Here is a 23,331-nt window from a genome sequence, read left to right as displayed (position 1 = left end):
AATGCAGAAGAGAAATGCGACGGCGGCGGTCATCGGGGCCGGCGATTATATCGGCGGTGAGATCGCCAAGAAATTTGCGTCCGAAGGATTCACGATCTTCGCCGGACGACGCAATGGCGCCAAGCTCGAGCCGCTGGTGAAGGAGATCGAGGCGGCCGGCGGCGAGATCCATGCCCGCTCGCTCGACGCGCGGAAGGAGGAGGAGATCATCTCCTTCCTCAACGACGCCGACAAGCACGCGCCGCTCGAAGTCTGCATCTTCAACATCGGCGCCAACGTCAATTTCCCGATCCTGGAAACCACCGAGCGCGTATTCCGCAAGGTCTGGGAGATGGCCTGCTATTCCGGCTTCCTCGCCGGACGCGAGGCGGCGCGGCTGATGCTGCCGCGTGGCCAAGGCAACATCTTCTTCACCGGCGCCACCGCATCCTTGCGCGGAGGGCCGGGCTACGCGGCCTTCGCGAGCGCCAAGTTCGGCCTGCGCGCGGTCGCGCAGGCGATGGCGCGCGAGCTCGGGCCGAAGAACATCCATGTTGCCCATCTCATCATCGACTCCGGCGTCGACACCGAATGGGTGCGGCAGCGGCGCATCGAAGCGTTGGGCCCCAACGCGCTCGACAATCCCGATCTGTTGATGCCGCCGTCCTCCGTCGCTGCCTCCTATTGGCAGCTCTACCAGCAGCCGAAGAGCGCCTGGACGTTCGAATTGGAAATCCGCCCGTTCGGCGAAAAGTGGTAACGGCGAGGTAGGGAACAAATCATGAGCGAGCATGTCAAGACCGAGATCGTCGACGGCGTGATGACGGTGACCTTGCAGCGTCCCGAGAAGAAGAACGCGCTCACCGTGGCGATGTATGACGCCATGTCGGATGCGCTCGATCGCGCCGAGACCGATGGCTTGGTCCGGGTGATCCTGTTCCAGGGCGACGGCGACAGCTTTACGGCGGGCAACGACCTCGCCGATTTCGCTAGCCAGTCCAAAGGCGACAATTCCGCCATCGAGGGCGGAGCGCATCGCTTCATCGCCACCATCGGCAAGGCCAAGAAGCCGCTGGTTGCCGCTGTGCAGGGCAATGCCGTCGGCGTCGGCACCACGATGCTGTTGCATTGCGACCTCGTTTATCTCGCCGACAATGCGCGGCTGATCACGCCGTTCGTCAATCTCGCGCTGGTGCCGGAAGCGGCCTCGAGCTTCCTGTTGCCGCTTCGGATCGGCCATGCGCGGGCCTACGCGATGTTCGCGCTCGGTGAGCCGATGGAGGCATCCGCGGCGCTGGCCTGCGGGCTCGTGAATGCAGTGGTGCCACAGGCGGAGCTGCGCAAGAAGGCGCGCGATGCAGCCATCGCGCTGACCAAGCGGCCGGCCGGCTCGCTCAGCCTCACCAAGCAGTTGATGCGCGACCATGAGCGGATCGCGGCGCGGATGGCCGAGGAAGGCAGCCTGTTCAAGGAGCGCCTCAAGACGCCAGAAGCGCGCGAAGCCTTTGCAGCCTTCGCCGAGCGCAGGCCACCCGACTTCACCAAGTTCCAGGCCTGACGTCTGATACGCACCAGACAAGGAGACGAACATGCATGCCGCGGGCAGCTATCAATATCCCCCAATGGACTCGGTTATCTATGGCAAGCCCGCGGCTGAGGCGCTGCGCGAGGAAGCAGAAAGGCTCGGCGCCAAACGCGTCTATCTAATCGTCAGCCGCACGCTCAACAGCACGACCGACGAAATCGAGAAGATCCGCACCGCTCTCGGCGATCGTTATGCCGCGACCTTCGACGGCATTCCGCAGCACACCACGCGCGACGTCGTGGTGCAGACCGCAAAGCAGGCCAAGGAGGCCGGCGCCGATCTCGTGGTCGCGATCGGCGGCGGTTCGGTGGTGGATGCGGCCAAGATCGTGCTGATGTGCATGGAGCACGAGATCTTCGATCCTTCCGGGCTCGATGGTTTCGAGACCACGCCCGAGCGCCGCTTCGGTCCGTTCCGCACGCCGAAGGTGCGGATGATCGCGATTCCGAGCACGCTGTCCGGCGGCGAATACAATTCCGGCACGCTGGTCACCGACACGCGGCGCAAGCTGAAGCAGATCTTCAATCATCCGATGATGATGCCGCGCACCATCATCCTCGATCCCGCCATCACGCGCTACACGCCGGAGAAGCTATGGCTCGGCTCCGGTACCCGCGCGATGGATCACGGCATCGAGGCGATCTGCTCGATCCGCGGCAATGCGCTGGTCGATGCCGTCTGCCTGCAGGGCCTGCGCTATCTCCATGACGGGCTCTTGCGCACCAAGGAGGATCCGAACGACGAAGCGGCACGCATCAATTGCCAGTTGGGCTCCTGGATGTCGGCGTTCGGCCTGCAGGGGCGGGTGCCGATGGGCGCGAGCCACGCGATCGGCCATGTGCTCGGCGGCACCTGTGATGTGCCGCATTATTTCTGCACGGCGGTGATGATGCCGAGCGTGCTGCGCTACAATCGCCCCGCGACCGAGCAGGCGCAGAAGAAGATCGCGGCAGCGCTTGGCGCGCCCGAGCTCGATGCCGGCGAGGCCTTCGCCGCCTTCATCGCCAGGCTCGGCCTGCCGCGGCGGCTGGCCGATGTCGGGGTGGGCGAGGACCGCTTCGAGCTGATCGGCAAGAATGCGATGCTATCGATCTTCACCCGCTCGAATCCGCAGCCGATCCGCGAGCCGGCCGACGTCGTCAAGATCCTGCAGCTCGCGGCCTGATTAGAGCATGATCCGGAAAAGTGGAATCCGGTTTTCCGAAAAGATCATGCTCAAACAAGAAGATCTAGCCGCCGTCGTGGGCGCAACCAAACCCGTTCCAGGCCGTTATCCCCGGGTTCCAACCGGGGCAAGGATTTCATGGCCGACGAACTGGTATTGACAACGGGGATCGCCCACCACGGTGCGACGCGGCTGCCGTCTGTCGACGTCGACAGCTTCAACATCGAACTGAAGGACGACGAGGGTTTCCTCGGCGACCGCGCCAGCAAGAGCGCGTTCCGCAAGATCCTCGATCGCTGGCGCAAGCCGCTGCGCAAGACCGGCGAGGACCCGTTCGGCGATGAGCCGTCCGACCAGGTCAGCAAGAAGACGCTGGACGCGATCCTGATCGGCGACGACACCGAAGCCTCCGCCGTGGTTCACAGCGCGATCGAGGAGTTCGCGCTGGAGCTTGCCTATGTGACTCGGCGTTTCCTCAAGACCAAGGCCTGGGCCAAGACTGAGCGCATCGTGGTCGGTGGTGGCTTCCGTGACTCCAGGCTTGGCGAGCTCGCGATCGCGCGCACCGAGATCATCCTCAAGGACGAGAAGTTCAAGGTTGATCTTCAGCCGATCCGCCATCACCCCGACGAAGCCGGGCTGATCGGCTGCCTGCATCTGGCGCCGTCATGGATCTTCGAAGCTCATGATAGCATCCTGGCGGTCGACATCGGCGGCACCAACATCCGCTGCGGCGTGGTCGAGACGCGCTGGAAAAAGGCGCCGGACCTCTCCAAGGCCACGGTCTGGAAATCCGAGCTTTGGCGCCATGCCGATGAAACCCCGACGCGGGAAGCCGCGGTGGAGCATCTGGTCGAGATGCTGCAGGACCTCATCGCGGAAGCCGAGACCGATGGGCTGAAGCTGGCGCCCTTCATCGGGATCGCCTGTCCCGGCGTGATCAATGAGGACGGCTCGATCGAGAAGGGCGCGCAGAACCTGCCGGGCAATTGGGAGAGCAGCAAGTTCAACCTGCCGGCAAGCCTGGTCGAGGCGATCCCGCAAATCGGCGACCACGACACCGCGATCGTCATGCATAATGACGGCGTGGTGCAGGGGCTTTCCGAAGTCCCCTTCATGCAGGACGTTGAGCGCTGGGGCGTGCTGACGATCGGCACCGGCCTCGGCAATGCGCGCTTCACCATCCGCCGCAAGGAGAACGGCAAAGGCGCAAAGAATGGCGAGAAGGACGAGAAGGACAACGGCGAGAAGAAAGCAAAGAAGAGTGCGTGACGCTGGGTATATGCCTACCCTTGATTTCGTCACCTTCCCGTAGGTTTACGGGCGATTTCTCGGAAATCCGGGTGCAGTAAGGTTTAAAGGTTAGGTTAAGGCCGACATTGCGTTGGCCGTTGCGGCGCCCGTTGCTACGGTGATCGCGTCGCCTCCGCTGACCGGCGAAGCCGCACTTCCCCGGCCAGCATTTTGATGAAGCGGCACGGGACCGCCAGTTATTTTTGTCGCGTCTGGCGGTCCCACCCAATTTCTAACCTGATTCTCCCGCTTCAGATCCATCCGATGCGCGAAAAGAACGTGGAGATCTCGTTGCTTGCGCGATCGGGGGCTTCGCGATGCGGGAAATGCCCGACGTCTTCGAACATCTTCAGATCGAGGTCCGCGAAGGTCTCGCCGAGCCGGTCGGTCCAGGCATAGGGAAACAGCGGATCGTGCTCGGCCCAGCGGATGCAGGTCGGCACGGTGATCGCAGGCAATGACGGCGCTTCGCCCTGCATCATCTTCACGCGCGCGGCGTGCGCGGCGCGGTAATGCGCGAAGCCGCCGGCGAGGTTGCCCGCCTTGAGGAAGTTGTCGGTGAAGGCGTCCAGCACATCGTCGAACGCATCCTGGCGATGCGACCAGCCTTTGAGGAAATGCCCGATATAGAGGCCGCAGCTCTCGCGCGTCGCGCCGACGAGCTTCGGCGCCATCTCCATCTGGTGGAACGACTGGTACCAGATGTGGTTCAGCCGATCCGGCGCCGCCATGCGAGGCCCGATGCCGGGATAGACGAAATCGAAGAAGAAAAGCCCCACGATCCGCTCGGGTGCCTTGCGTGCCAAGGGCTGCATCACGGCGCCGCCGACGTCATGGCCGACCACGCCGGCCCGTTCGATCCCGAGCGCATCCATCAGCGCCAGCATGTCGTCCGTGTGCTGCTCCGGCCCGTACGGGCCGTCCGGCTTGTCGCTGTCGCCGAAGCCGCGCAGGTCGGGGGCGATCAGCGCAAAACGGTCGGAAAGTCGCGCCATGACCGGCTCCCAGGTGAGCCAGAATTCCGGCCAGCCATGCAGCAAGAGCAGCGGCTTGCCGGCCCCGATCCGGGCGACATGGAACGCCGCCCCATTGGCTTTCACCGTGAAATGCTCCATTTCGCCCTCCTTTGGCCGTTTCGGCGCTGCGGAAATCTTCTCCCGGCGCCTTGTCTCCCCCGGCATCCTCGCCTAGAACACGCCCCGACCGCAGAGGGTGAGGAATCACCTTTTTGGCACCGGGAGAGGTGGCAGAGTGGTTGAATGCACCGCACTCGAAATGCGGCATAGGTGCAAGCCTATCGGGGGTTCGAATCCCTCCCTCTCCGCCATCCTACGCTACAGTGTCCTGTAGCCCTTCCTATTATCCTTTGCTTGCCCGCCGTTCGCTGAATCTGTCGTGTTCCATATCTGTGGCAAACACTACGGACGCTGCCATTCAGCACAGCTGACAGGCGTGGCTGCTATTGTCGCGAGCGGCCATCTTCAATTAACCTCAGTCACCCTGAATTTCAGATCGTCAACGCGACCAAGCAATGACTTGAGCAGGGGCGAGCCATTGGCCTCGTTGAAGCCCAGCACCAGATCGATCGTAGGTGCGACGCCTTCGATCGGGCGGCTGACAACGGAAGGCGGCAGCATGTTGCGCACATAGAGGGGGAGCAGGCTCACCCCGTTCGTCGAAGCGACCAGCGATATGGCCATCGCGATATTCAGCGCTTCGTGATCCGGCGTCAGGTCGATGCCGATATCCCTGCCATAGCGATCCGTCACCGCACGCAGCGCGGGAGAATTGGAGTTGGGGACACCAACCAGCGTCTCGCCCCTTAAGTCTTCGGGCCGGATCGCCGTCTTCTGCGCCAGTCGGTGCTCTGCCGAAAGCAGCACGATCAGCGGCTCCTGACGAAGGAGCCGGAATGACAAACCTGGCGCGTTCTTCTCCGGGCGAAGGAATGCGACATCGATCGTGTTGCGCATGAGCCCTGCCGCGAGATCGGGCGATTGCTGGCTGACGATCGTCACCTCCGTGGTCGGGAGCGCGTCGGCCAACACCGCCATAAGGGGTGACATCCATTCCATTTCGATTCCGGTCAGGAAGCCGACGACGAATCTGAATTTGGCCGGCTGCGCCGCGCGGCGCGCCGCTTCGGCGGCGGCTTCCACCTGCAGCAGCGCCACCCGCGCGTGATCGAGGAATACTCGGCCGGCTGCCGTCAGCTCGATACCACGTGATCCACGCGTCATGAGCCGGGCGCCGATCTCAAGTTCAAGATCGCGAAGCTGCCGACTGAGCGACGGCTGCGCCGTATGCAGGCGCCGCTCGGCGGCGAGCGAGACGCTGCCTTCTTCAGCAACCGCAACAAAATAGCGAAGGTGCCGCAGCTCCATGGCCGGCCATACCTTTGAAGTATAGCTAAGAGCGTACAAAGTCTTTCCGCTCAAGGCAATCGAAGCCTAGATCTCAATCATCGAAGCGCGAACGAGACAGCAGCACGGCCCCGAAAAAACGGGTTTTCGTGAACGCCCCCGGCTTGCCTTCAGTGCAACAAGGAGACTGAAAATGGAAAGCAAAGTCACTCTGATCACCGGCGCGCTCACTGGAATTGGCCGCGCTACCGCCGTCGCGGCGGCCCGCGCTGGACATCGCCTGATCGTGTCCGGCCGCAATCCGGAAGCCGGCCACGCGCTGGCCGAAGAGTTGCGCGGCCTCGGCGCCGAAGCTGAATTCATCCGCGCCGACGTGCGCAAGGATGAGGAGGTGCAGGCGGTGGTCGATGGCGCCGTCGCGCGCTTCGGCCGTATCGACATCGCAGTCAACAACGCCGGCACCGAAGGCAAGCCCGGCCCGATCACCGCACAAAGCGCCGAGACCTATGCCGCCACCTTCGATACCAACGTCCTGGGTGTGCTGCTCAGCCTGAAGCATGAGGCCCGGGTGATGCAGGGACAGGGTTCCGGCAGCATCGTCAACATCTCGTCGACCTACGGCCATGAAGGTGCGGCCTATGCCTCGCTCTACGCGGGCAGCAAGCATGCGGTCGAGGGGATCACCAAGTCGATCGCGCTGGAATTGGCCGGTTCTGGCGTCCGCGTGAACGCGGTCGCACCCGGACCGACCGACACCGGCATGCTCGACCGCTTCACCGGCTCCGCGGAGGTCAAGGCGAAGCTCGCCGCCGGCGTTCCGCTCGGCCGCACCGGCCGTCCCGAGGAGATCGCCAACGCGATCCTGTTCATCAGTTCCGACGCGGCCTCCTTCGTCACGGGCCAGATTCTGACCGCTGACGGCGGCAAGACCGCTGGCTGACCCTCCTCCTTTGGGCGCGGCGGCAGGCTGCGCCCGCATCTTTTCTCCGACAGGAAAACGCCATGAAGAACGAACTCAAGCTCTATCAGTCGAGTGCGTCGCCCAATTCGCGCCGCGTCCGCATCTACCTCGCCGAACGGGGCATTTGCGCAACCACGGTGCCAGTCGATCTGGGCGCAAAGGAGCAGTTCTCCAGCGCTTACGCAGCGATCAACCCGCGCCGGGTCGTGCCGACGCTGGTCCTGGCAGACGGCACCGCGATCGGGGAGGTACAGGCGATCTTCCGGTATCTCGACGAAGCCTATTCCGACCGTCCGATCGGCGGCACGACTCCTAAGGAGAAGGCGCTGGTCGCAATGTGGGAGCGGCGTATGGAGCAGGAAGGCTTTGCCGCCGTGATGGAAACCGTGCGCAACAATGCCAAGGGGCTCGCCGGACGGGCCATCTCCGGCCCGCACGGCTACGATCAGATCCCGGCGCTGGTGGAACGCGGCGCTCTGCGCATCCGGGATTTCTATGCGGATCTCGAGGGACGCTTGGCCGCCAACAGCTTGGTGGCCGGTGAAACCTTCTCGACCGCGGACATCACCGCCGTCGTCACCGTCGACTTCGCCACCAAGGCGCTGTCGATGCCGATCCCCGATAACCACACCGCGACCCGTCGCTGGTACGACGCTGTTTCGGCGCGCCCCGGCTTTTCAGCCTGATCTCGGTCCGCTCGATCAGAGAGGAGAGCGCCATGCCCCACACGCACCAGACCGCCCCGACCCAGTTCGTCGAGGCCAACGGCATCCGCTTCGCCTATCGCCGCTTCGGCAAGGCAGGCGGCGTGCCCATCATCTTCAACCAGCACTACATCGGTACAATGGACTACTGGGACCCGGCCGTGACCGACGGCTTGGCAAAGGACCGCGAGGTCATCCTGTTCAACAACGCCGGCGTCTCCAGTTCCTCCGGCGAGACGCCGACCAGCTTCCAGGAGATGGGAGCCAATGCGATCGCCTTCATCCGCGCGCTGGGGCTTGAACAGGTCGATGTGCTCGGCATCTCCATTGGAGGCTTCGTGGCGCAGGAGATCGCGTTGCAAGGCGGCCGTCTCGTCCGAAAGCTCATCTTGGTGGGGACAGGCCATCGCGGAAACGACATGACGGCGAGCCGTTCGGCTGAGATCTTCGCCGCCAGCTATGATCCGCCCGAGCACCTTTGGCTGGCCGTCCATTTCAAGCCGACCGAGACCAGCCGGAAAGCCGGTCTCGCTTTCCTGGAGCGCAAACTGCGCCGACAGGATCGTGATCCCGAGGTGAGCGCTCAAACCATCGCCGCTCAGGGTGAGGCCATCGGCAAGTGGATCATGTCCGACGAGAACGCTCTCGACTATCTGAAATCGATCGAGCAGCCCACGCTGATCGTGCAAGGCAGCGATGACGCCATCATCCCGACCGCACACTCTCTCACGCTCCAGCAGAACCTGCCGAACGCGCAACTCATAATCTACCCGGACTCGGGTCACGGCTCCATCTACCAATATCCGGAGCTATTCCGGGCCCATGCGGCGCTCTTCCTTGACGCCTAAGTCCATCACCCACAAATGGCTGTCCGCTGTCTCGTGGCGGCGATAGCGGGGTACCGCTGGGCCCATTCCGGGCCTTGTCTTCCGCACCGCGACCGCAGAAGCGCTTACGCCTGATGCAGCACCGTTCAACGTGGTTCTGGGATTCAACTATCTCCATCTGGTCCGCGACCTGCCTCGCACGCTACGCTGCATCCACGCCTTGCTTGCAGCCGAAGGCTTGTTCATCTCCAAGACACCCTGCGTCGGGGACATGAACCCACTCATCTCGTTTGCCTTGCTGCCCGCGATGCGCGCGATCGGAAAAGCACCCTATGCAGGCGTCTTTCGGGTAGCGGAGCTGGGTCGGGAAATATGTGCGGCAGGCTTCGACATTCTCGCCACTGAAAGCCACGCAACCAAGGGCAACGACAACCGTCCTTACATCGTGGCTCGCAAGAGGTGATGCGAGCCGAGGTTGCGTGAAAAACCTGCCCTGTCCCGCTTTACGACGCAACTCCGAGTGCTGTTCGTACTCACATCCGATATTGCCGCTGGCAGCCATCGCATCACTGGCGTATCCAACGTCGGTTCGTGATTTGCATGACCGTTTTTTGGTCACGCCAACAGCACGAACGAAACACACTTGCTGCGCGAGGTTTACATGACGCAAACGATCGGGATCGACGAGTTCCTGGCCATCGACATCAGGGTCGGCACGATCGTTGACGTGGCTGATTTTCCGGAAGCGCGGAAGCCGGCGTGGAAACTGACGATTGATCTCGGCCGCGAGCTTGGAACGAAGCGGTCCAGCGCGCAGCTTACCGAGCTGTATTCCGCCGAGTCATTGATTGGTCGGCAGGTGGCCTGCGTGGTCAATCTGCTGCCGCGCAGGATCGGCCCATTCCTCTCGGAGGTGCTGACGCTGGGCTTTCCCGATGAACAAGGCCGTGTGGTGCTCGTTGCGCCTGAGCGGCCAGTTCCGAATGGCGGGCGCCTGTTCTAGCGGACCTATATCATGGCGACCGCTAGGGAGCCGGTTTCGCTCGGCGTGATGGGATGGCTTTCGCTTGTGCGCGCGTCACGGCGTGCCCTGTAGAACTCAAGCACTCGTCTCGCCGTTCGGAGCTCGATCCGCTCGAAGTTTTCTCGCGCTTGATCAAGGTCGATCTTGCTTAGCCTGCGGTCCGCTACTCTCATCAGCAGCAAAGCCTTGGCCGTTGCCCAGGAACATCCGCCGGCTTTTGCGACAAGTTGCACGGTGCCAGGATTCTCATTGAGAACCGCCCGTTCGACCAGTTCGATAGGACAGGCTGCAAGGACGGACAACGCCATCACCGCCGTTTCAAAATCCTGCGCTCGGGCGGCCGCGTGAACATCCGCTTCTCCGAGCTCCTTCCAGTATTTGCGGCGCTTTACCTTCTTCCTTGCCCGCGCGTGATCCGGAGACTGATTGCGGACCTCCAGATTTATGTCGTCGATGACCTCTGTCACGGCGTCATGCACGGCGTCGGAAAATTGCGGGTTTGCCGCGGCGATCTTGTTGCGTACGGAAGCCGAGGCAGTTTCCATAAGCTTCAGGAAATGATGTCTGGGGATGTCATGCCGCGTCCCGACATGGAGGGCAAGCTGGGTATCTTCGCTCGATCGCGCGACGAGCTCGCCGAAGCTGCCATCCGAAAAGCGGGCGCCCGGGTTGCTCGCAACCGCATGGACCACGCCGGCTTCGCCGCGCAGAATCAGCAGCTCCGTGATCGCCTCGCTGATTGTTCGACGTTGCGCGATTGCGTGAAGGTGGCCCTGACCTTGGGTGCTGGCGCAGGCGACAAGATCGGACTCGCTAAGGGCATCCGACTGACTGAGAACCGGAGCCGCCACGGCAACAGCATCATCCGATGCAAGTGCCCTGACCAGCGTTGCCGGCGCATTCGAGTCAGTCGCGAGATGGCGGACCAGCCTGACGCGGGTTTTCAACTCGATCACGGCAACGAGGGTTTTGAATATCTCGTCAAACAGTTTGATCTGCTGCTTGGAGTAGCGACCAGACCCGGCAAGGAACAAGTCCGTAATGCGGGTGAGAGCCCTTAGTTGCCGTTTCGTCGACCCGGATGTCGTTGTATTTTGCACTTCATTGATTAACGAATAGAACGTCGTCATGATCATGGGTCTCGTCGGCACGTTCGCCTTTGGCGGCGAGGAGTTGATGGTGACGAGCTATCATGCAGGCAATGAAGATTGTTGATTCGAGCTGCCTCATAGATGATTAAAATTGTCGGCATTCCAATAATCGTCTGGTTGCAGCTCGAAGCTGCCGTGCGCTTCGCCTGCTCTCTCGGCATACAGCATCACGAAACGAAATAGAGCATGACCCGGAAAAGTGGACACCGGTTTTCCCTCGCGACAAACGCGAAGCGTTTGCGCGGAGATGATGCTCAAACAAAAAGAGCTAAAGCGGGATGACGATTCGAAGAAAAGTCATCACGCTTTAGCGGACGTCCGCAGCGCCAGCGTCGGATGAATCTATCGCCGGCCGCGCTCGAAGGTCGCGCATAGCAGCATAGTTTCGTCCGCTGTGATCGCTGCACGAAAGAAGCGACATGTGAATTGTGGGCGGGCGTTGCCTGTCGCGCCGTCGGCACTATTCTCCGTCAAGAACGTGCACTCCCTGCAAATGTCCGCATGATGTCGTTGCTGGGTAATATCCAACCAGTCGAGCACCTGGCGGAGCGCATCGCGAGAGCTGGTCTGGCGATCGACGCTGAGCACGCCTATCGCCTTTACGAGTACATTGACCGGATCATGCCCGAGAAATTTCTCACCCTGCGCGGTCACATAAAGGATCACCGAGCGTTTGTCTTCCGCAGCAGGTTTGCGAACGAGGAATCCCTTTCTTTCGAGCACCTTGACGATTTGAGATGCGGTGCCCCTGGTAGTGCCGACAAAAGTGGCCAATGCCGACGGAGTCCGGGAGAACTGATTCGCGCGAGCAAGAAAACGCAGGGCCATCCATTCGCGATCGCGCAGCCCGTGCCGACTACCTTCGAAGTGCCAAATCCTCGCCGTCTGAACCAATAATTCAACCGTCTCGCGTGCTAACGTCATGATCAACCCAATTCAAAAGATTTTGCGAGCAGTTTCTCGGCTCAACGATTTGCGAGCAGTTTCTCGGCGTGCACCTCATGAGCGCCCTGAGCGCTTTGGTTCGAGGTTCAACTCAACTGCATGTCGTTTAGCCCACTAATGCGTCGGCCATTAAGAAATTGTCTGCTGATCGTTTGAATTTCCCCGCAAGCAACACTGACTTCATTAATCATCCGCCGATTGGATCGGACTACACAGCGCGGCAACGCAACCTGGATCGTCAGTGACAACGAGATTGTCGCTGTCACAAGGCGAAAGGTTCAGCGATGCATTCGAAGAATGATTTTCACGTTTCGAACCGTCTCCAGAGGATTCGCGCGCGATCCGACAAATCGTGCTGCTCTATCGAAGCATTATCGAGGCGGTACGCGATGCCAACAGGTAAGCGGCGGGCCTGCGCGTCGCGCAGACCCGTCATCCGGAATGGGATGGCTGCGCCTGCTGTCGTGACGGGCAGGCATGCGCTAGCTCGTTACCAAATCTGCACAGATGCCACGCGGTCGTTGGTCATGCGGCTACTTTCGTGGCGATGCGTTACCTGTTCTGAATGATGATCTCGTTCTCTCAAGTGAAGATGGGTCGTGGCCTCGATGGTGCTTGCTTGGCCAGGATGCCAAGGGTTTGGAGATCTCGCGTCGCGTCGTCTTCGGGCGCTCCTGTCGAGGAATCGAGCCGGTAGCCGCTATATCGCCTCGAGACGATCGGGTCGTAGCCGAGACGGTCACGCAGCTTCTTGCGCAGCTTGCTGACGTGACTTTCGATCACGTTTTCATCGAACGTTGACTCGAAGATCCCATAAACCGCATTGAATATCTGCGTTTTGGTCAGCCATTTTCCTTGCTGACCAACCATGTGTTCCAGGATGCGGAGCTCGCGACGCGGCAGCATCATGACTGCTCCTCCAATTTCCGGATCTCTCCCGTCAAAGAAGACTCGAATCGCACCTTGCCTGCCATGGGTCGATATTCCGAGGCTGCGGCGGGAGATCGCGGCAGTTCTTGCCAGGATCTCGCGTGGGTGGACTGGAATATGGACGACATCATCCACGCCAGCTTCAAAGAGCTCGACCGTGTGCTTAAGCATTCTCTGGTTGCTGAGTGCGATGATCGGTGCACGGCAGCGCTTGCGGACAGTGCGAGGCAAGGTGGCGCGAGTATCACAATCTCCAAGAAGAAAAGCGTCAATGGCCGACAGCTCATCGTCGCCCGCAGATTCCAGCCACTCAAGGAACTCCGTTGGCGAAAATCCAACAGAAGAAATGCCTTCACGATCGAAACCGCCGATGTAGCCGGTGGCAACGTTCTCTCGATCATCGATGATGACGTACATGCGGTATTTGCCCCATTCGCCTAGCCTGTTGAATTTTTTCGTTCGGCGTGTGCCGTGGTGATGCTGACAGCGCGAGCAGAGATTGCCCTGCGCACGCAGTTCTTTGTTTTCCGGATGAGTCACTTGCAGATTCAGCGGTTGTAGCGTGAGCTCAGCGCGTCGTGGATTTATGTTTTTGAGGTTCGGACTCGACGAGACGCCACAAACGCACACGCACACAATCGTGAAGGTGCCCCCAAGACATAGGTGGTCACCCCGAATGCAGAACGGCTATGTCAGTTGTGTCGGAGCGCCTTTGTCATGCCGAGCGCTCCAAAAATTTGCCGTTCTTTTAGATAAGCGACGTGAATCGCTCGTCCTGACGTTGGCAAAATGCAGAAATGCAATCAAGCTTGCCCCGAGAGTAGTTGGTACGCAGGCCGACCATTTGTTTTGAGATTATTGAAGCAATTAGTTTTGAAGCAATCATTAGATGATTTTGTAGCAATGCTACTTTTGCTCAAGATCTGGAGCTATCGGAAGGCGCGATCATGAATCCCGCCGCGCCAAGATCAAGCATTGTCCATTGCTGGCCGGAAAAGTGACGCTTGGCAGGTTGTCGCCACGGAACCCCCCACGTGGCACGACGACGCAGACGTCATCGTGCCGATTAGACAAAATCTAACTGGTCGAATTCTGCTCGGGAGAAGCGACCTTGCGGGACACCGTCCCTTCCCGCGTTATCCGCAATCTCGTTTTCGTCCCCTGGAGGCCGTATCGGCGCTATACTCATGGCGCTGATTTCGAGACTATTTCTGGCGGGATGCGGCGATGCAGGACAACTCACTTATTCTGCAATCCATCGTCACATGTCCACACTGCGGATATCGTCAGATGGAAATCATGCCGCTAGATGCTTGCAGGTTCTTCTATGATTGCAAGGCATGCGGTGCCCACCTGAAGCCCAAGCCAGGCGATTGCTGCGTTTTTTGTTCCTATGGGACGGTGCCATGCCCGCCGGTTCAGGCCAGCCGTGGAGCATCGACTTGCGCTTGCTCAGCCAGAGATGGCTGAGCAACTGGGGAGCTGCCGACCTGTTTCGCGAGTTCCGCGCGCTAGACACCGCGGCCTGATCGAGCGACGCGAAGGACGAAGCCAGCAAGGTCTCCCGGCCTGATGCAATCAGCCAACCAGATTGGCTCTCCACGCCATAATCGCCCTGACGCAGCCGACCTAGTCTCCAGCCTTGCAAAACAAGGCTTGGAGATCACAGTGGATTTTGAACTGTCCAGGGAACAACGCGACATCAAGGCGCGGGCCGCTGCCTTTGTGGAGGAAGTCTGCCGCCCGCTCGAGCATGACTGGGGAACGGACGACTACGCCGTGCCGCACGACATCTTCATGGGCGTGGTGCGGAAATTCCGCGAATACGGCTTCAGGGGATTGGCGGTGCCGAAGGAAGCCGGCGGGCAGGGATTAGGCACGGTCGCGAAGTGCCTGGTCTACGAGGAGATCGTAAGGTCGCCCGTGATGCATGGCCTGCTCGCGACCTGGTCGGGCTTTCTCGATCCGCATCCCGCGCTTCACGTCGCGCCGGAATGGCAGAAGGAAGCGTATCTCTATCCGATCCTGAAAGAGGACAAGTTCTACCACATCAACATCTCGGAGCCGGGCGCGGGCTCCGACGCGGCCGGGATAAAGACCACCGCCGTTCGTGACGGTGACAATTACATCATCAACGGCATCAAGCGCTGGGCGCCGCCGCCGAACCATCCCGCCATCACGCCGAAATATCTGCTCTGCTACGCCGTGACCGATCCGAGCAAGGGCTATGAGGGGATCAGCCTGTTCCTGGTCGACTATCCTAATCCCGGCGTGTCGGTGCTGCGCGAATACGAGACCATGGCGCCGGGCACCTATCTCGGCCGGAGCTGCGACTACCAGTACAAGGATTGCGTGGTCCCAGCGAAGAACATGCTGGGCGCGGAGGGCATGGGCTTCCGCTACATGATGGACCAGCTCAACCGTAACCGCACCGTGATCGGTGCGCGCCTGACCGGCACCGCGCGCTGGGCGCAGACGCAGGCCGCGAAACGGGCGCGTGAGCGCGAGACGTTCGGCAAACCGCTCGCGGAACGGCAGGCCATTCAATGGATGCTGGCGGAATCGGAGATGGACCTCGAGCAGTCGCGGCTGATGGTCTACAAGACCGCCTGGATGCTCGATCGTGGCCTCGATGCACGCAAGGAAGCCGCGATGGTGAAATGCTTCGCGCCGCTCGCGGCCTGCCGGGTCATCGATCGCGCCATCCAGATCCATGGCGGGCTCGGCGTGCTCAGGGAAAACCGCTTCGGCCAGCTCTATTTCCAGAGCCGCATCGCGCAGGTCGCGGAGGGCACCACCGAAGTGATGAAGATGACCATCGCGCGGGAGGTGCTGCGCGAGTGTGAATAGACTGAAGAGCGCAAGTGCCCTGCGCCTCCCTCTCCCCGTTCTCCACGGGGCCCAGACGAGCGGAGCTCGCTCTGAGAGGGTAGGGTGAGGGGTTGTCTCCACGAAGACGGCGTCAGATGAGTTCGCGGAAGCAGCCCCTCACCCGAATTCAAGCTGCGCTTGAATTCCGACCTCTCCCCGCAAGGGCGGGGCGAGGTAGTCGTCCTACTTCTCCGCGTCGATCACCTCGCCGATCGGCTTCCATTTCACGCCGTCGAACTGCATCAATTGTTCCTGGCTCATCGGCGTGTAGCGCGTCGGGGTGGTATTGAGCTTGATGCCGGGAAGCATGATCGGGAGGACGAGGTCCTTGATGCTGGTCGCCTGCTTCATCAGGTTCTCGCGCGTCAGGTCGTCGCCGCAATTCTTCAGGACGTGAACGAAGGTCTGCGCCGTCGCATAGCCGAACACGTGATAGGTCTCGGACGGATTGGCTTCGGGCATGTATTGTTTCATGAAGGCGAGATATTCCTTCACGCCGGCATCATCGGCCCATGCCGCATCGTTCGGATCCTTGCGGAAGGCGACGGTGATGACGCCCTTGGAATTGTCCAGCCCCGCCGGCACCAGCGTGCTGGAGATCGAGCCGGCGGCATCGCTGAGCAGGTGCAGCGCATCCCACTTCGTTTCCGCCATCTTCTTGATCGCCTGCGCGGAGAATTTCGGCGTCGAAATGTCGAGGAACACGTCGGCGCCGGTCGCTTTCAGGATCAGGATCTGCGAGTCGATGGTCGGCTCGGCAATCTCGTAGCTGAGCTCCTTGACGATCGTCGTCGCGGCCCTGTCGCCAAGCCCGTCGCGAAAGCCCTTGACGTAGTCGCGGCCGAAATCGTCGTTCTGGAACAGCACCGCGACCTTCGCATTGGGCCGCTCCTTGAGGAGGTATTTGGCGTAGATCACGCCCTTGGCATGGTTGTTCGGCTGCCAACCCATCGACCATGGATAGGTCGCGGGCTCGGAGACGCGGTTGGCGCCGGTGCCGAGGAACAGGCCGGGCACCTTCTTGGCGTTCAGATATTTTTGCGTTGCGAAGTTGGTCGGCGAGCCGAAGGTGCCGACGATCGCCAGCACCTCCTCGCTCTCGACCAATCGCCGCGTCTGCTCGACGGCCTTGGGTGGGCTATAACCGTCATCGAGGGAGACCAGGTTGATCTTGCGGCCGTTGACGCCGCCTTCCGCGTTCACCTTCTGGAAATAAGCGGTCATCGCACGCCCGATCGCCGCGAAGCTCGACGCCGGGCCGCTATACGGCATGGTCTGACCTATTTTGACTTCGCTATCGGTCACGCCCGGTCCGTAGTTCTTCTCCTGTCCGAACGCGGAGAACGACAACCCCGCCCATGCGATCGCACAGGTCGCCACCATGAGCTTCTTCATGCTCTTTTCCTGTCTTCGTTGTTGATGATCTCTGATCAGGCCGGCTGCAGATAGCGCTGCTTCAGCACGTGCTTGAACAGCTTGCCGTTCTCCTGCCGCGGCAGCTCGGCCGCGAAATCGATCGAGCGCGGGCATTTGACGTGCGACAGGCCGTCCCGGCAGAACGCCATCAGCTCAGTCGCAAGCGCCGATGATGCCTTCGATGGCTCCCTGAGCTGCACCACGGCCTTGACCTCCTCGCCATACTCCGGATTGGGGATTCCGAACACGGCGACATCGGCAACATCGGGATGCAGCGCCAGGCGATTTTCGATCTCGGCGGGATAGATATTGACTCCGCCGGAGATGATCATGTGCGAGCGGCGGTCGGTCAGATAGAGATAGCCGTCGTGATCGAGATAGCCGACATCGCCGATGGTCGACCAGCCCTTGGCGTTTCGCGAGCGCGCGGTCTTCTCGGGATCGTTGTGGTAGACGAATTGCGGGCCGTCGAAATAGACGTCGCCGATCTCGCCGGGGCCGAGCTCGTTCTGCGCTTCGTCGAGGATATGGATGGTGCCGACGCAGGCGCGCCCGACCGAGCCGCGATGGGTCAGCCAGTCCGCGGTCGAGATGCAGGTGGCGCCGTTGCGCTCCGAGCCCGCGTAATATTCCCAGACGATCGGCCCCCACCAGTCGATCATCCGCTCCTTCAGCTCGGGCGGACAAGGCGCGGCGGCGTGGATCGCGCAGCGATGCGAGGCGAGATCGTAGCGGGCGCGTATCTCGTCAGGCAGCGCGAGCAGGCGGAAGAACATCGTCGGCACCCACTGGCTGTGGGTGACGCGGTAATGCTCGATCGCGGCCAGCGCCTGCTCCGGTACGAACTTCGTCATGATCACGGCGGTGCCGCCGCTCTCCAGCGTGCGCATGGTGAAGCGAAGAGGCGCGCCATGGTACAGTGGTGCCGGAGAGAGATAGACCGTATCCTCCGCGAAGCCGAAATTGTCGCGCACCCAGTCGCCGGAGGCCTGCGCCTGGCGAAGATTGGCGAACAGCGGCTGCTTGATGCCTTTGGGCCTGCCGGTCGTGCCTGAAGAATAGAAGAAATCCTTGCCGACGGGCCCGTCGGGAATCTCGATCAGGCGATCGAAGCGGGCAAGCTCCGCGCCATAGTCAAAGCTGCCATCCAACGCGCCGCCGAGCGCGTAGACCGTGCACCGGTGCGGATTGTCGGCGAGCAGCGCCTGGACCGCGTCCGCAAAACGCGCGGCGACGAAGAACAGCTTGGCGCCGCTGTCGCGCACGATATAGGCCGCCTCCTCGGGCTTCAGATGCGTGCTGACCGGCGTGTAATAGACGCCGTGGCGGCGCGCGCCCCAGATCAGCTCAAAATAAGCCGGGTCGTTGTCGAGCATGATCGCGATGCCGTCGCCGGCGGCGAGCCCCATCCAGATCAGGAGCTGCGTGACGGCATTGGCGCGGCGATCGAGCTCGCCATAGGTCATCGCCTGGTCGGAAAAGGCGACGAGCGCGGCGGTCTTGTCGGGATGACGTTCAGCCCATTGGCGCAGGATTGGCATTTCTTCCCCGTGTTGGCCGAGAACATCGGCCTTGCCGGGATTATCCGCATCAAGGCTGCATCATTGAATGACCGCGCATGCCAATCCGATTGGCGGAATCCGACGCTACTATTTTGCGGCAGGGCCGCGGCGCTCGCGGAACTCGCCGGGCGTTACGCCGGTCCACCGCCGGAACGCGCGATGGAAGGTGCTGAGCTCGGAGAAGCCAAGCGAGACCGCGATTTCTTCCAGCGACAGGCGGGACTTCTGCAATAGGTGGGTGGCGAGGTCGCGCCGCAGCCGGTCCTTGATATCCTGGAAGCCGCAGTTCTCTTCGTCGAGCAGGCGGCGGCGCAGTGTCTGCGGCGAGACGGCGAGCATCCCGGCGATGTCCTCAAACGACAACGGACGCTTGAGGTTGCGGCGGAGAATGCCGCGCACGCGTTCGGCCATGCTGCTGTCGTCGCGGTAGCGCACCAGGAGCGCATTGGGCATCGAAGCGAGGAAGCGCCGCAGCCGCTCCTCGTCGGGCATGATCGGCAGATCGAGCAATTCGGCATCGAAGCGGATTTCGGTGCGCGGCTGGTCGAACAGCATCGGCGCCCTATAGAACGGCTCGAGCTCCGAGCTGAACGGCTCTTCCGGGAAGACGTAGTGAACGGTGATCAACGGCAGCCGGCGGCCTACCAGCCAGCACATCAGCCCATAGGCGAACAAGAGGATCGCGCCGTTGACCATGCGCCGCCGGTTCGGCTGGGCGATGGTGTCGGTGACGTAGAGCGAAGCGTCATCCCTGCCTTCCGCCAGCCGCACCACGAAATCGTCGGCGACCAGATGATAGAACTGGCAGCCGATCCGGATCGCCTCCCGCAGATTGGCAGAGCGGATCAATAGCCGGCACATCATGCGAAAGGTGCCGGGCTTGATCGGGCGGTTGCACAAGAGCCAGAGTTCGTCGCGCGTTTCCCGGGTCAGGATCGCGATCAGGCGGGCGAACTGGTCCTGCGGCAGCCGGGCGCCCGGCTTCTCGAGTTGCTCGGGCGCGATGCCGGCGCGCGCCAACAGCCGGTCGATATCAAAGCCGGCCTCGCGCACGCCGCTCAGGACCAGGCCGACATAGCCGGAGTCGATCGCTGAACGCGACGGTGCAGCGCGTGATGATCGAAGTGCGGCGGAGGCTCCCGGCATGGCATTGGCATGTTAGCGCCGGGATTGTTCCGTCGCCACCATTCCTGTGGCAGGCAAGGTCAACGCAACTGATCGTTTTCGTCATTGCGGGTGCGGGACTTCTTTTCATTTGTCGCTGACGGGGGTACCACCGGAGGACATTTGATGCGCGCGTTGATGAGTTGCGAGCCGGGCGGGCCCGAAACCCTGCGGCTGCTCGATGTACCGGAGCCGGTGCCCGCACCCGGGCAGGTGCTGGTGGCGGTGAAGGCGTGCGGCGTGAACTATCCGGATCTTCTCACGATCCAGGATCGCTATCAGGTCAAGACGCCGCGGCCCTTCGCGCCCGGCGCCGAGGTGGCCGGCGTCGTGGCCGCGGTGGGGGAAGGGGTTGCCGGGCTGCGCGTCGGTGAGCGGGTCGCGGCGCGGACCGGAACCGGCGGCATGGCGGAGTTCGTCGCCGTCGATGCCACGCGCTGCAGCCCGATTCCCGAGGGCATGTCGTTCGTCGATGCCGCAGTCATGCAGTTCACCTTCGAGACGGCCTACTACGCGCTGCATACCCGCGCCGGTGTGCGGGCCGGCGAAGCCGTGTTGGTGCTCGGCGCAGCAGGGGGCGTCGGCATTGCCGCCGTGCAGGTCGCGCGCAATCTCGGCGCCCGCGTCGTCGCTGCGGCCTCATCGGAAGAGAAGCTCGGCTTCGCACGCCAGCATGGCGCCTCTGAAGGCGTGATCTATTCGGCTGAGACAACAGGAGATGGTCGCGAGCTCGCTGCGCGGCTGAAGCAGGCGGTCGGGCCGCACGGCGCCGATGTGATCATCGATCCCGTCGGCGGATGGCTCTCGGAAGCAGCCATTCGCTGCATCGCAGAGGGCGGGCGCTATCTCGTGCTCGGCTTCACCGCCGGCATTCCGTCATTGCCGCTCAACCTTCCGCTGCTGAAGAATTGCGATGTGCTCGGGATCAACTGGCGCACCTTCACGCTGTCGCAGGATTCACGCCTCGCCGAGAACCGGCGGGCGCTCCAGTCCTGCTATTCGCAAGGCATGCTGTCATCAGGCATCAGCGCCGAATTCCCGCTGCAGGAGGGCGGCAAGGCGATCCAGCACCTTGCCGACCGCCGCGCGCTGGGCAAGGTCGTCGTGGTGATCTGACTCGACCATCCGTTGCAGGACTAGATTATCTCTGCTGCGTCCGATCTGATTGGAAGAATTTTGCACTGCGTCACGAGCTCACGGCAAGATGACCGCGGGCGCTGCTTGCCGCCATGCAGCACGCTGATATGGTCTGCGGCCGGCGAAATGGATTGCATTCGCCGCTTTCGCTGAGATTCACAATCATCCCGTGCTGCAGGAGTTTCTCATGACACACGCCTTTCGTTTCCATCAGGCCGGTGGTCCCGAGGTTCTGAAATGGGAGGAGGTCAAGCTCGGCAAGCCCGGTCCCGGCGAAGCGCGGATCCGTCACACCGCAGTCGGCCTGAACTTTGTCGATATCTATAACCGCGCGGGCGTCTATGGCGTGCCGCTGCCGAGCGGCCTTGGCAGCGAGGGAGCAGGCGTCGTCGAGGAAGTCGGGCCCGGCGTCACCGACCTGAAGCCGGGCGATCGTGTCGCCTATGGCAACTCGCCGCTCGGCGCCTATGCCGAGGAGCGGCTGATCCCTGCCGACCGTCTGCTCAAACTGCCCGACAGCATCGATGACAAGACCGCCGCCGCGATGATGCTCAAGGGTCTTACGGTGCAGTACCTCATTCGCCAGACCTATCGGGTCAAGAGCGGCGACACGATCCTGCTGCATGCCGCGGCCGGCGGCGTCGGGCTGATCCTGGGCCAATGGGCGAAGCATCTCGGTGCCACCGTGATCGGCACGGTTTCGACCGACGAAAAGGCGAAACTCGCCAAAGCCCACGGCACCGCGCACACGATCGTCTACACGCGCGAGGATTTCGTCGCCCGCGTCAAGGAGATCACCGAAGGCAATCTGGTGCCTGTTGTCTACGACTCCGTCGGCAAGGACACCTTTCTGAAATCGCTGGATTGCCTCGCGCCGCTCGGGGTCGCGGTGTTGTTCGGTCAGTCCTCCGGCAGTATCGAGCCGCTCAATCTCGGCCTGTTGGCACAGAAGGGCTCGCTGTACGTGACCCGCCCGACGCTGAACACCTATGGTGCCAAGCGAGAGAATCTGGCGGCGATGGCGAACGAACTGTTCGACGTGGTGAAATCAGGCGCGGTCAAGATCGAGATCAACCAGACCTATCCGCTCAAGGACGCCCCCAAGGCCCACGCCGATCTCGCCGCCCGCAAGACCACGGGATCGACCGTGTTCCTGGTGTGAGTGCGCTCACTTGACACGAACAACGTCGTAGCCCGAGTGGAGCCAACGGGGCGCGCGTTCGCGCGACCCGTTGGCTCCACCCGGGCTACGAGCCTATGCGCCCCTCACTCCACGTTGAAGCGGCGCCGGTAGTCGCCCGGCGTCAGGCCGGTGATGCGCATGAACACCTTCCTGAATGCGCTCGGGTCGCCATAGCCGACGTCCCAGGCGATCCGCTCGACGGGCAGGCGGCTGAATTGCAGCAATTCGCGCGCCTTGCCGACGCGCAGCCTTTGGCAATATTCCGTTGTCGTCAGGCCCGTCGCCTTCTGGAAGCGGCGCAGGAACGTGCGCTCTTCCAATCCGGAACGCGCCGCGAGTGTTGCCAGCGCGATGTCCTTTGCTCCGGTCGCCTGCAGCCAGTGCTGCACCTTGAGCACGGCCTTGTCGCCATGGGTCAGCCGCGGCGCGAACGCGCTGTAATAGCGCTGCTCGCGGCCAGGCGGATCGACCAGCAAGAGGCGTGCGGTCTCGATCATCACCGTCGGCCCGAGCAGGCGGTCGACCAGCTTCAGGCCGAGATCGGTCCAGGCCATCACGCCGCCGGCGGTGATGATGTCGCCATCGTCGATGATGAGCCGGTCGATATCGACGCGCGCCTCCGGGAAACGGTTCTGGAATTGCTCGGCGTAGGCCCAGTGCGTCGTCACCGATCGTCCTGCCAAGAGGCCGGTCTCGCCGAGCAGGAATGCACCCGCGCACACCGAGCCGAGCGTGACGCCGGCGTCGTGATGGCCATGCAGCCATCGCACGAAAGGCGCCGCCTTCTCCGTCGTGGGCGGCTCGCCTAGGCTCGGCGGCAGGATCAGCGCGGCAGGCGCTGCCTTCGCATCGCTGTCCGGGACGCTGTCGAAGACCCGCGCCGGCGGCTTGTTCGGCTCCGCCTGCTGCCAATGGCTGATCCGCAACAGAGCGGACTTGCGTTTGCGATGTCGGGTCGCAATCCGGTCGGCGACGCCGAACAGATCGGTCAGGCCATGGATCGCGGCGAGCTGCGCGCCGGGATAATGCACCAGTCCGATCTCGGTGGGGCCTCGGGAAACCATCTGTCGG

21 protein-coding genes, 1 tRNA gene and 2 pseudogenes are annotated in these 23,331 nt (G+C 62.1%); 14 read left to right on the top strand and 10 right to left on the bottom strand.

Annotated features, from left to right (window positions below; all coding sequences use genetic code 11):
* Position 1 precedes the first annotated feature (1 nt).
* From YY7_RS0105935 to YY7_RS0105920, 4 genes are all read left to right on the top strand, one after another.
* Entirely contained in the window at positions 2-739 is a 738-nt protein-coding gene (locus YY7_RS0105935; RefSeq protein ID WP_028162422.1) for an SDR family oxidoreductase, read from the top strand.
* A gap of 21 nt (positions 740-760) precedes the next feature.
* Positions 761-1,537 carry an enoyl-CoA hydratase-related protein gene (locus YY7_RS0105930; RefSeq protein ID WP_028162421.1) on the top strand — a complete coding sequence of 259 codons (777 nt, stop codon included), beginning with the start codon at positions 761-763 and terminating at the stop codon, positions 1,535-1,537.
* A 31-nt stretch (positions 1,538-1,568) separates the two neighbouring features.
* The gene (locus YY7_RS0105925; RefSeq protein ID WP_028162420.1) at positions 1,569-2,729 is read left to right on the top strand and encodes an iron-containing alcohol dehydrogenase; all 1,161 of its coding nucleotides are present in this window, start codon (positions 1,569-1,571) and stop codon (positions 2,727-2,729) included.
* A gap of 138 nt (positions 2,730-2,867) precedes the next feature.
* Complete coding sequence (locus YY7_RS0105920; protein WP_028162419.1) at positions 2,868-4,001, top strand: ROK family protein; 1,134 nt, start codon at positions 2,868-2,870, stop codon at positions 3,999-4,001.
* Positions 4,002-4,273: 272 nt separating this feature from the next.
* Here YY7_RS0105920 and YY7_RS0105915 read toward each other — a convergent pair whose 3' ends face one another.
* Positions 4,274-5,137, bottom strand: coding sequence for an alpha/beta fold hydrolase (locus YY7_RS0105915; RefSeq protein ID WP_028162418.1), 864 nt, complete (start codon positions 5,135-5,137; stop codon positions 4,274-4,276).
* A gap of 122 nt (positions 5,138-5,259) precedes the next feature.
* Between YY7_RS0105915 and YY7_RS0105910 the strand changes: the two genes are divergently transcribed.
* Positions 5,260-5,349: transfer RNA gene (locus tag YY7_RS0105910), tRNA-Ser, on the top strand.
* 154 nt (positions 5,350-5,503) lie between these two features.
* Here the strand turns inward: YY7_RS0105910 and YY7_RS0105905 are convergent.
* Together YY7_RS0105905 and YY7_RS62970 are read right to left on the bottom strand one after the other, a co-directional pair.
* Positions 5,504-6,196 carry a LysR substrate-binding domain-containing protein gene (locus YY7_RS0105905; RefSeq protein ID WP_245287213.1) on the bottom strand — a complete coding sequence of 231 codons (693 nt, stop codon included), beginning with the start codon at positions 6,194-6,196 and terminating at the stop codon, positions 5,504-5,506.
* 33 nt (positions 6,197-6,229) lie between these two features.
* A pseudogene (locus YY7_RS62970) lies at positions 6,230-6,406 on the bottom strand (LysR family transcriptional regulator); the annotation flags it as partial.
* Between the two features lie 172 nt (positions 6,407-6,578).
* Between YY7_RS62970 and YY7_RS0105900 the strand changes: the two are divergent.
* The 5 genes and pseudogenes from YY7_RS0105900 (at position 6,579) to YY7_RS0105880 (ending at position 9,880) form a co-directional block, all read left to right on the top strand.
* The gene (locus YY7_RS0105900; RefSeq protein ID WP_028162416.1) at positions 6,579-7,325 is read left to right on the top strand and encodes an SDR family NAD(P)-dependent oxidoreductase; all 747 of its coding nucleotides are present in this window, start codon (positions 6,579-6,581) and stop codon (positions 7,323-7,325) included.
* 62 nt (positions 7,326-7,387) lie between these two features.
* Positions 7,388-8,032: a glutathione S-transferase family protein gene (locus YY7_RS0105895; protein WP_028162415.1), complete on the top strand. Its 645-nt coding sequence runs from the start codon at positions 7,388-7,390 to the stop codon at positions 8,030-8,032.
* A 32-nt stretch (positions 8,033-8,064) separates the two neighbouring features.
* Positions 8,065-8,898, top strand: a complete 834-nt coding sequence (locus YY7_RS0105890) for an alpha/beta fold hydrolase (protein WP_028162414.1) — start codon at positions 8,065-8,067, stop codon at positions 8,896-8,898.
* Positions 8,899-8,953: 55 nt separating this feature from the next.
* A pseudogene (locus YY7_RS50865) lies at positions 8,954-9,340 on the top strand (methyltransferase domain-containing protein); the annotation flags it as partial.
* Positions 9,341-9,538: 198 nt separating this feature from the next.
* On the top strand, positions 9,539-9,880 hold the full coding sequence (locus YY7_RS0105880; RefSeq protein ID WP_028162413.1) for a tRNA-binding protein: 342 nt from the start codon (positions 9,539-9,541) through the stop codon (positions 9,878-9,880).
* 5 nt (positions 9,881-9,885) lie between these two features.
* On the opposite strand, the gene YY7_RS0105875 is transcribed toward YY7_RS0105880, so the two are convergent.
* From YY7_RS0105875 to YY7_RS0105855, 3 genes are all read right to left on the bottom strand, one after another.
* Positions 9,886-11,031, bottom strand: a complete 1,146-nt coding sequence (locus YY7_RS0105875; RefSeq protein WP_196237228.1) for a DUF2336 domain-containing protein — start codon at positions 11,029-11,031, stop codon at positions 9,886-9,888.
* Between the two features lie 363 nt (positions 11,032-11,394).
* Positions 11,395-11,976 (bottom strand): MarR family winged helix-turn-helix transcriptional regulator, encoded by a 582-nt coding sequence (locus YY7_RS0105860; protein ID WP_028162411.1) that lies wholly within the window; start codon positions 11,974-11,976, stop codon positions 11,395-11,397.
* A 603-nt stretch (positions 11,977-12,579) separates the two neighbouring features.
* A complete protein-coding gene (locus YY7_RS0105855; protein WP_028162410.1) occupies positions 12,580-13,344 on the bottom strand; it encodes a response regulator transcription factor in 765 nt (254 codons plus the stop codon).
* Positions 13,345-14,154: 810 nt separating this feature from the next.
* Between YY7_RS0105855 and YY7_RS57815 the strand changes: the two genes are divergently transcribed.
* Entirely contained in the window at positions 14,155-14,397 is a 243-nt protein-coding gene (locus YY7_RS57815) for a GDCCVxC domain-containing (seleno)protein (protein WP_080663596.1), read from the top strand.
* A gap of 198 nt (positions 14,398-14,595) precedes the next feature.
* Positions 14,596-15,777: an acyl-CoA dehydrogenase family protein gene (locus tag YY7_RS50860; protein WP_196237227.1), complete on the top strand. Its 1,182-nt coding sequence runs from the start codon at positions 14,596-14,598 to the stop codon at positions 15,775-15,777.
* A gap of 204 nt (positions 15,778-15,981) precedes the next feature.
* Here the strand turns inward: YY7_RS50860 and YY7_RS0105840 are convergent, their stop codons facing one another.
* The 3 genes from YY7_RS0105840 to YY7_RS50855 form a co-directional block, all read right to left on the bottom strand.
* Positions 15,982-17,193, bottom strand: coding sequence for an ABC transporter substrate-binding protein (locus YY7_RS0105840; RefSeq protein ID WP_028162409.1), 1,212 nt, complete (start codon positions 17,191-17,193; stop codon positions 15,982-15,984).
* Between the two features lie 35 nt (positions 17,194-17,228).
* Complete coding sequence (locus tag YY7_RS0105835; protein WP_028162408.1) at positions 17,229-18,755, bottom strand: acyl-CoA synthetase; 1,527 nt, start codon at positions 18,753-18,755, stop codon at positions 17,229-17,231.
* A 108-nt stretch (positions 18,756-18,863) separates the two neighbouring features.
* The gene (locus YY7_RS50855; RefSeq protein ID WP_051396555.1) at positions 18,864-19,922 is read right to left on the bottom strand and encodes an AraC family transcriptional regulator; all 1,059 of its coding nucleotides are present in this window, start codon (positions 19,920-19,922) and stop codon (positions 18,864-18,866) included.
* Positions 19,923-20,066: 144 nt separating this feature from the next.
* On the opposite strand from YY7_RS50855, the gene YY7_RS0105825 reads away from it, so the two are divergent.
* Both YY7_RS0105825 and YY7_RS0105820 read left to right on the top strand, forming a co-directional pair.
* On the top strand, positions 20,067-21,056 hold the full coding sequence (locus YY7_RS0105825; protein WP_028162407.1) for an NADPH:quinone oxidoreductase family protein: 990 nt from the start codon (positions 20,067-20,069) through the stop codon (positions 21,054-21,056).
* Between the two features lie 208 nt (positions 21,057-21,264).
* Positions 21,265-22,239 (top strand): quinone oxidoreductase family protein, encoded by a 975-nt coding sequence (locus YY7_RS0105820; protein WP_028162406.1) that lies wholly within the window; start codon positions 21,265-21,267, stop codon positions 22,237-22,239.
* 104 nt (positions 22,240-22,343) lie between these two features.
* Here the strand turns inward: YY7_RS0105820 and YY7_RS0105815 are convergent, their stop codons facing one another.
* Complete coding sequence (locus YY7_RS0105815; protein ID WP_028162405.1) at positions 22,344-23,324, bottom strand: GlxA family transcriptional regulator; 981 nt, start codon at positions 23,322-23,324, stop codon at positions 22,344-22,346.
* Positions 23,325-23,331: the final 7 nt, after the last annotated feature.

Source organism: Bradyrhizobium elkanii WSM2783, assembly GCF_000472865.1.
Classification (GTDB): domain Bacteria; phylum Pseudomonadota; class Alphaproteobacteria; order Rhizobiales; family Xanthobacteraceae; genus Bradyrhizobium; species Bradyrhizobium elkanii_A.
This window is presented reverse-complemented; position numbering and strand designations above follow the sequence as displayed.

What these genes read in the sequence shown, in the direction of transcription:
- YY7_RS0105925 (WP_028162420.1), top strand. Translation starts at nt 1,569, where the DNA reads ATGCATGCCGCGGGCAGCTATCAATATCCCCCAATGGACTCGGTTATC.
- YY7_RS0105890 (WP_028162414.1), top strand. Translation starts at nt 8,065, where the DNA reads ATGCCCCACACGCACCAGACCGCCCCGACCCAGTTCGTCGAGGCCAAC.
- YY7_RS0105900 (WP_028162416.1), top strand. Translation starts at nt 6,579, where the DNA reads ATGGAAAGCAAAGTCACTCTGATCACCGGCGCGCTCACTGGAATTGGC.
- YY7_RS0105935 (WP_028162422.1), top strand. Translation starts at nt 2, where the DNA reads ATGCAGAAGAGAAATGCGACGGCGGCGGTCATCGGGGCCGGCGATTAT.
- YY7_RS0105855 (WP_028162410.1), bottom strand. Translation starts at nt 13,344, where the DNA reads ATGTACGTCATCATCGATGATCGAGAGAACGTTGCCACCGGCTACATC.
- YY7_RS0105820 (WP_028162406.1), top strand. Translation starts at nt 21,265, where the DNA reads ATGACACACGCCTTTCGTTTCCATCAGGCCGGTGGTCCCGAGGTTCTG.
- YY7_RS50855 (WP_051396555.1), bottom strand. Translation starts at nt 19,922, where the DNA reads ATGCCGGGAGCCTCCGCCGCACTTCGATCATCACGCGCTGCACCGTCG.
- YY7_RS0105875 (WP_196237228.1), bottom strand. Translation starts at nt 11,031, where the DNA reads ATGACGACGTTCTATTCGTTAATCAATGAAGTGCAAAATACAACGACA.
- YY7_RS0105835 (WP_028162408.1), bottom strand. Translation starts at nt 18,755, where the DNA reads ATGCCAATCCTGCGCCAATGGGCTGAACGTCATCCCGACAAGACCGCC.
- YY7_RS0105895 (WP_028162415.1), top strand. Translation starts at nt 7,388, where the DNA reads ATGAAGAACGAACTCAAGCTCTATCAGTCGAGTGCGTCGCCCAATTCG.
- YY7_RS57815 (WP_080663596.1), top strand. Translation starts at nt 14,155, where the DNA reads ATGCAGGACAACTCACTTATTCTGCAATCCATCGTCACATGTCCACAC.
- YY7_RS0105930 (WP_028162421.1), top strand. Translation starts at nt 761, where the DNA reads ATGAGCGAGCATGTCAAGACCGAGATCGTCGACGGCGTGATGACGGTG.
- YY7_RS0105815 (WP_028162405.1), bottom strand. Translation starts at nt 23,324, where the DNA reads ATGGTTTCCCGAGGCCCCACCGAGATCGGACTGGTGCATTATCCCGGC.
- YY7_RS0105860 (WP_028162411.1), bottom strand. Translation starts at nt 11,976, where the DNA reads ATGACGTTAGCACGCGAGACGGTTGAATTATTGGTTCAGACGGCGAGG.
- YY7_RS0105840 (WP_028162409.1), bottom strand. Translation starts at nt 17,193, where the DNA reads ATGAAGAAGCTCATGGTGGCGACCTGTGCGATCGCATGGGCGGGGTTG.
- YY7_RS0105880 (WP_028162413.1), top strand. Translation starts at nt 9,539, where the DNA reads ATGACGCAAACGATCGGGATCGACGAGTTCCTGGCCATCGACATCAGG.
- YY7_RS0105825 (WP_028162407.1), top strand. Translation starts at nt 20,067, where the DNA reads ATGCGCGCGTTGATGAGTTGCGAGCCGGGCGGGCCCGAAACCCTGCGG.
- YY7_RS0105920 (WP_028162419.1), top strand. Translation starts at nt 2,868, where the DNA reads ATGGCCGACGAACTGGTATTGACAACGGGGATCGCCCACCACGGTGCG.
- YY7_RS0105915 (WP_028162418.1), bottom strand. Translation starts at nt 5,137, where the DNA reads ATGGAGCATTTCACGGTGAAAGCCAATGGGGCGGCGTTCCATGTCGCC.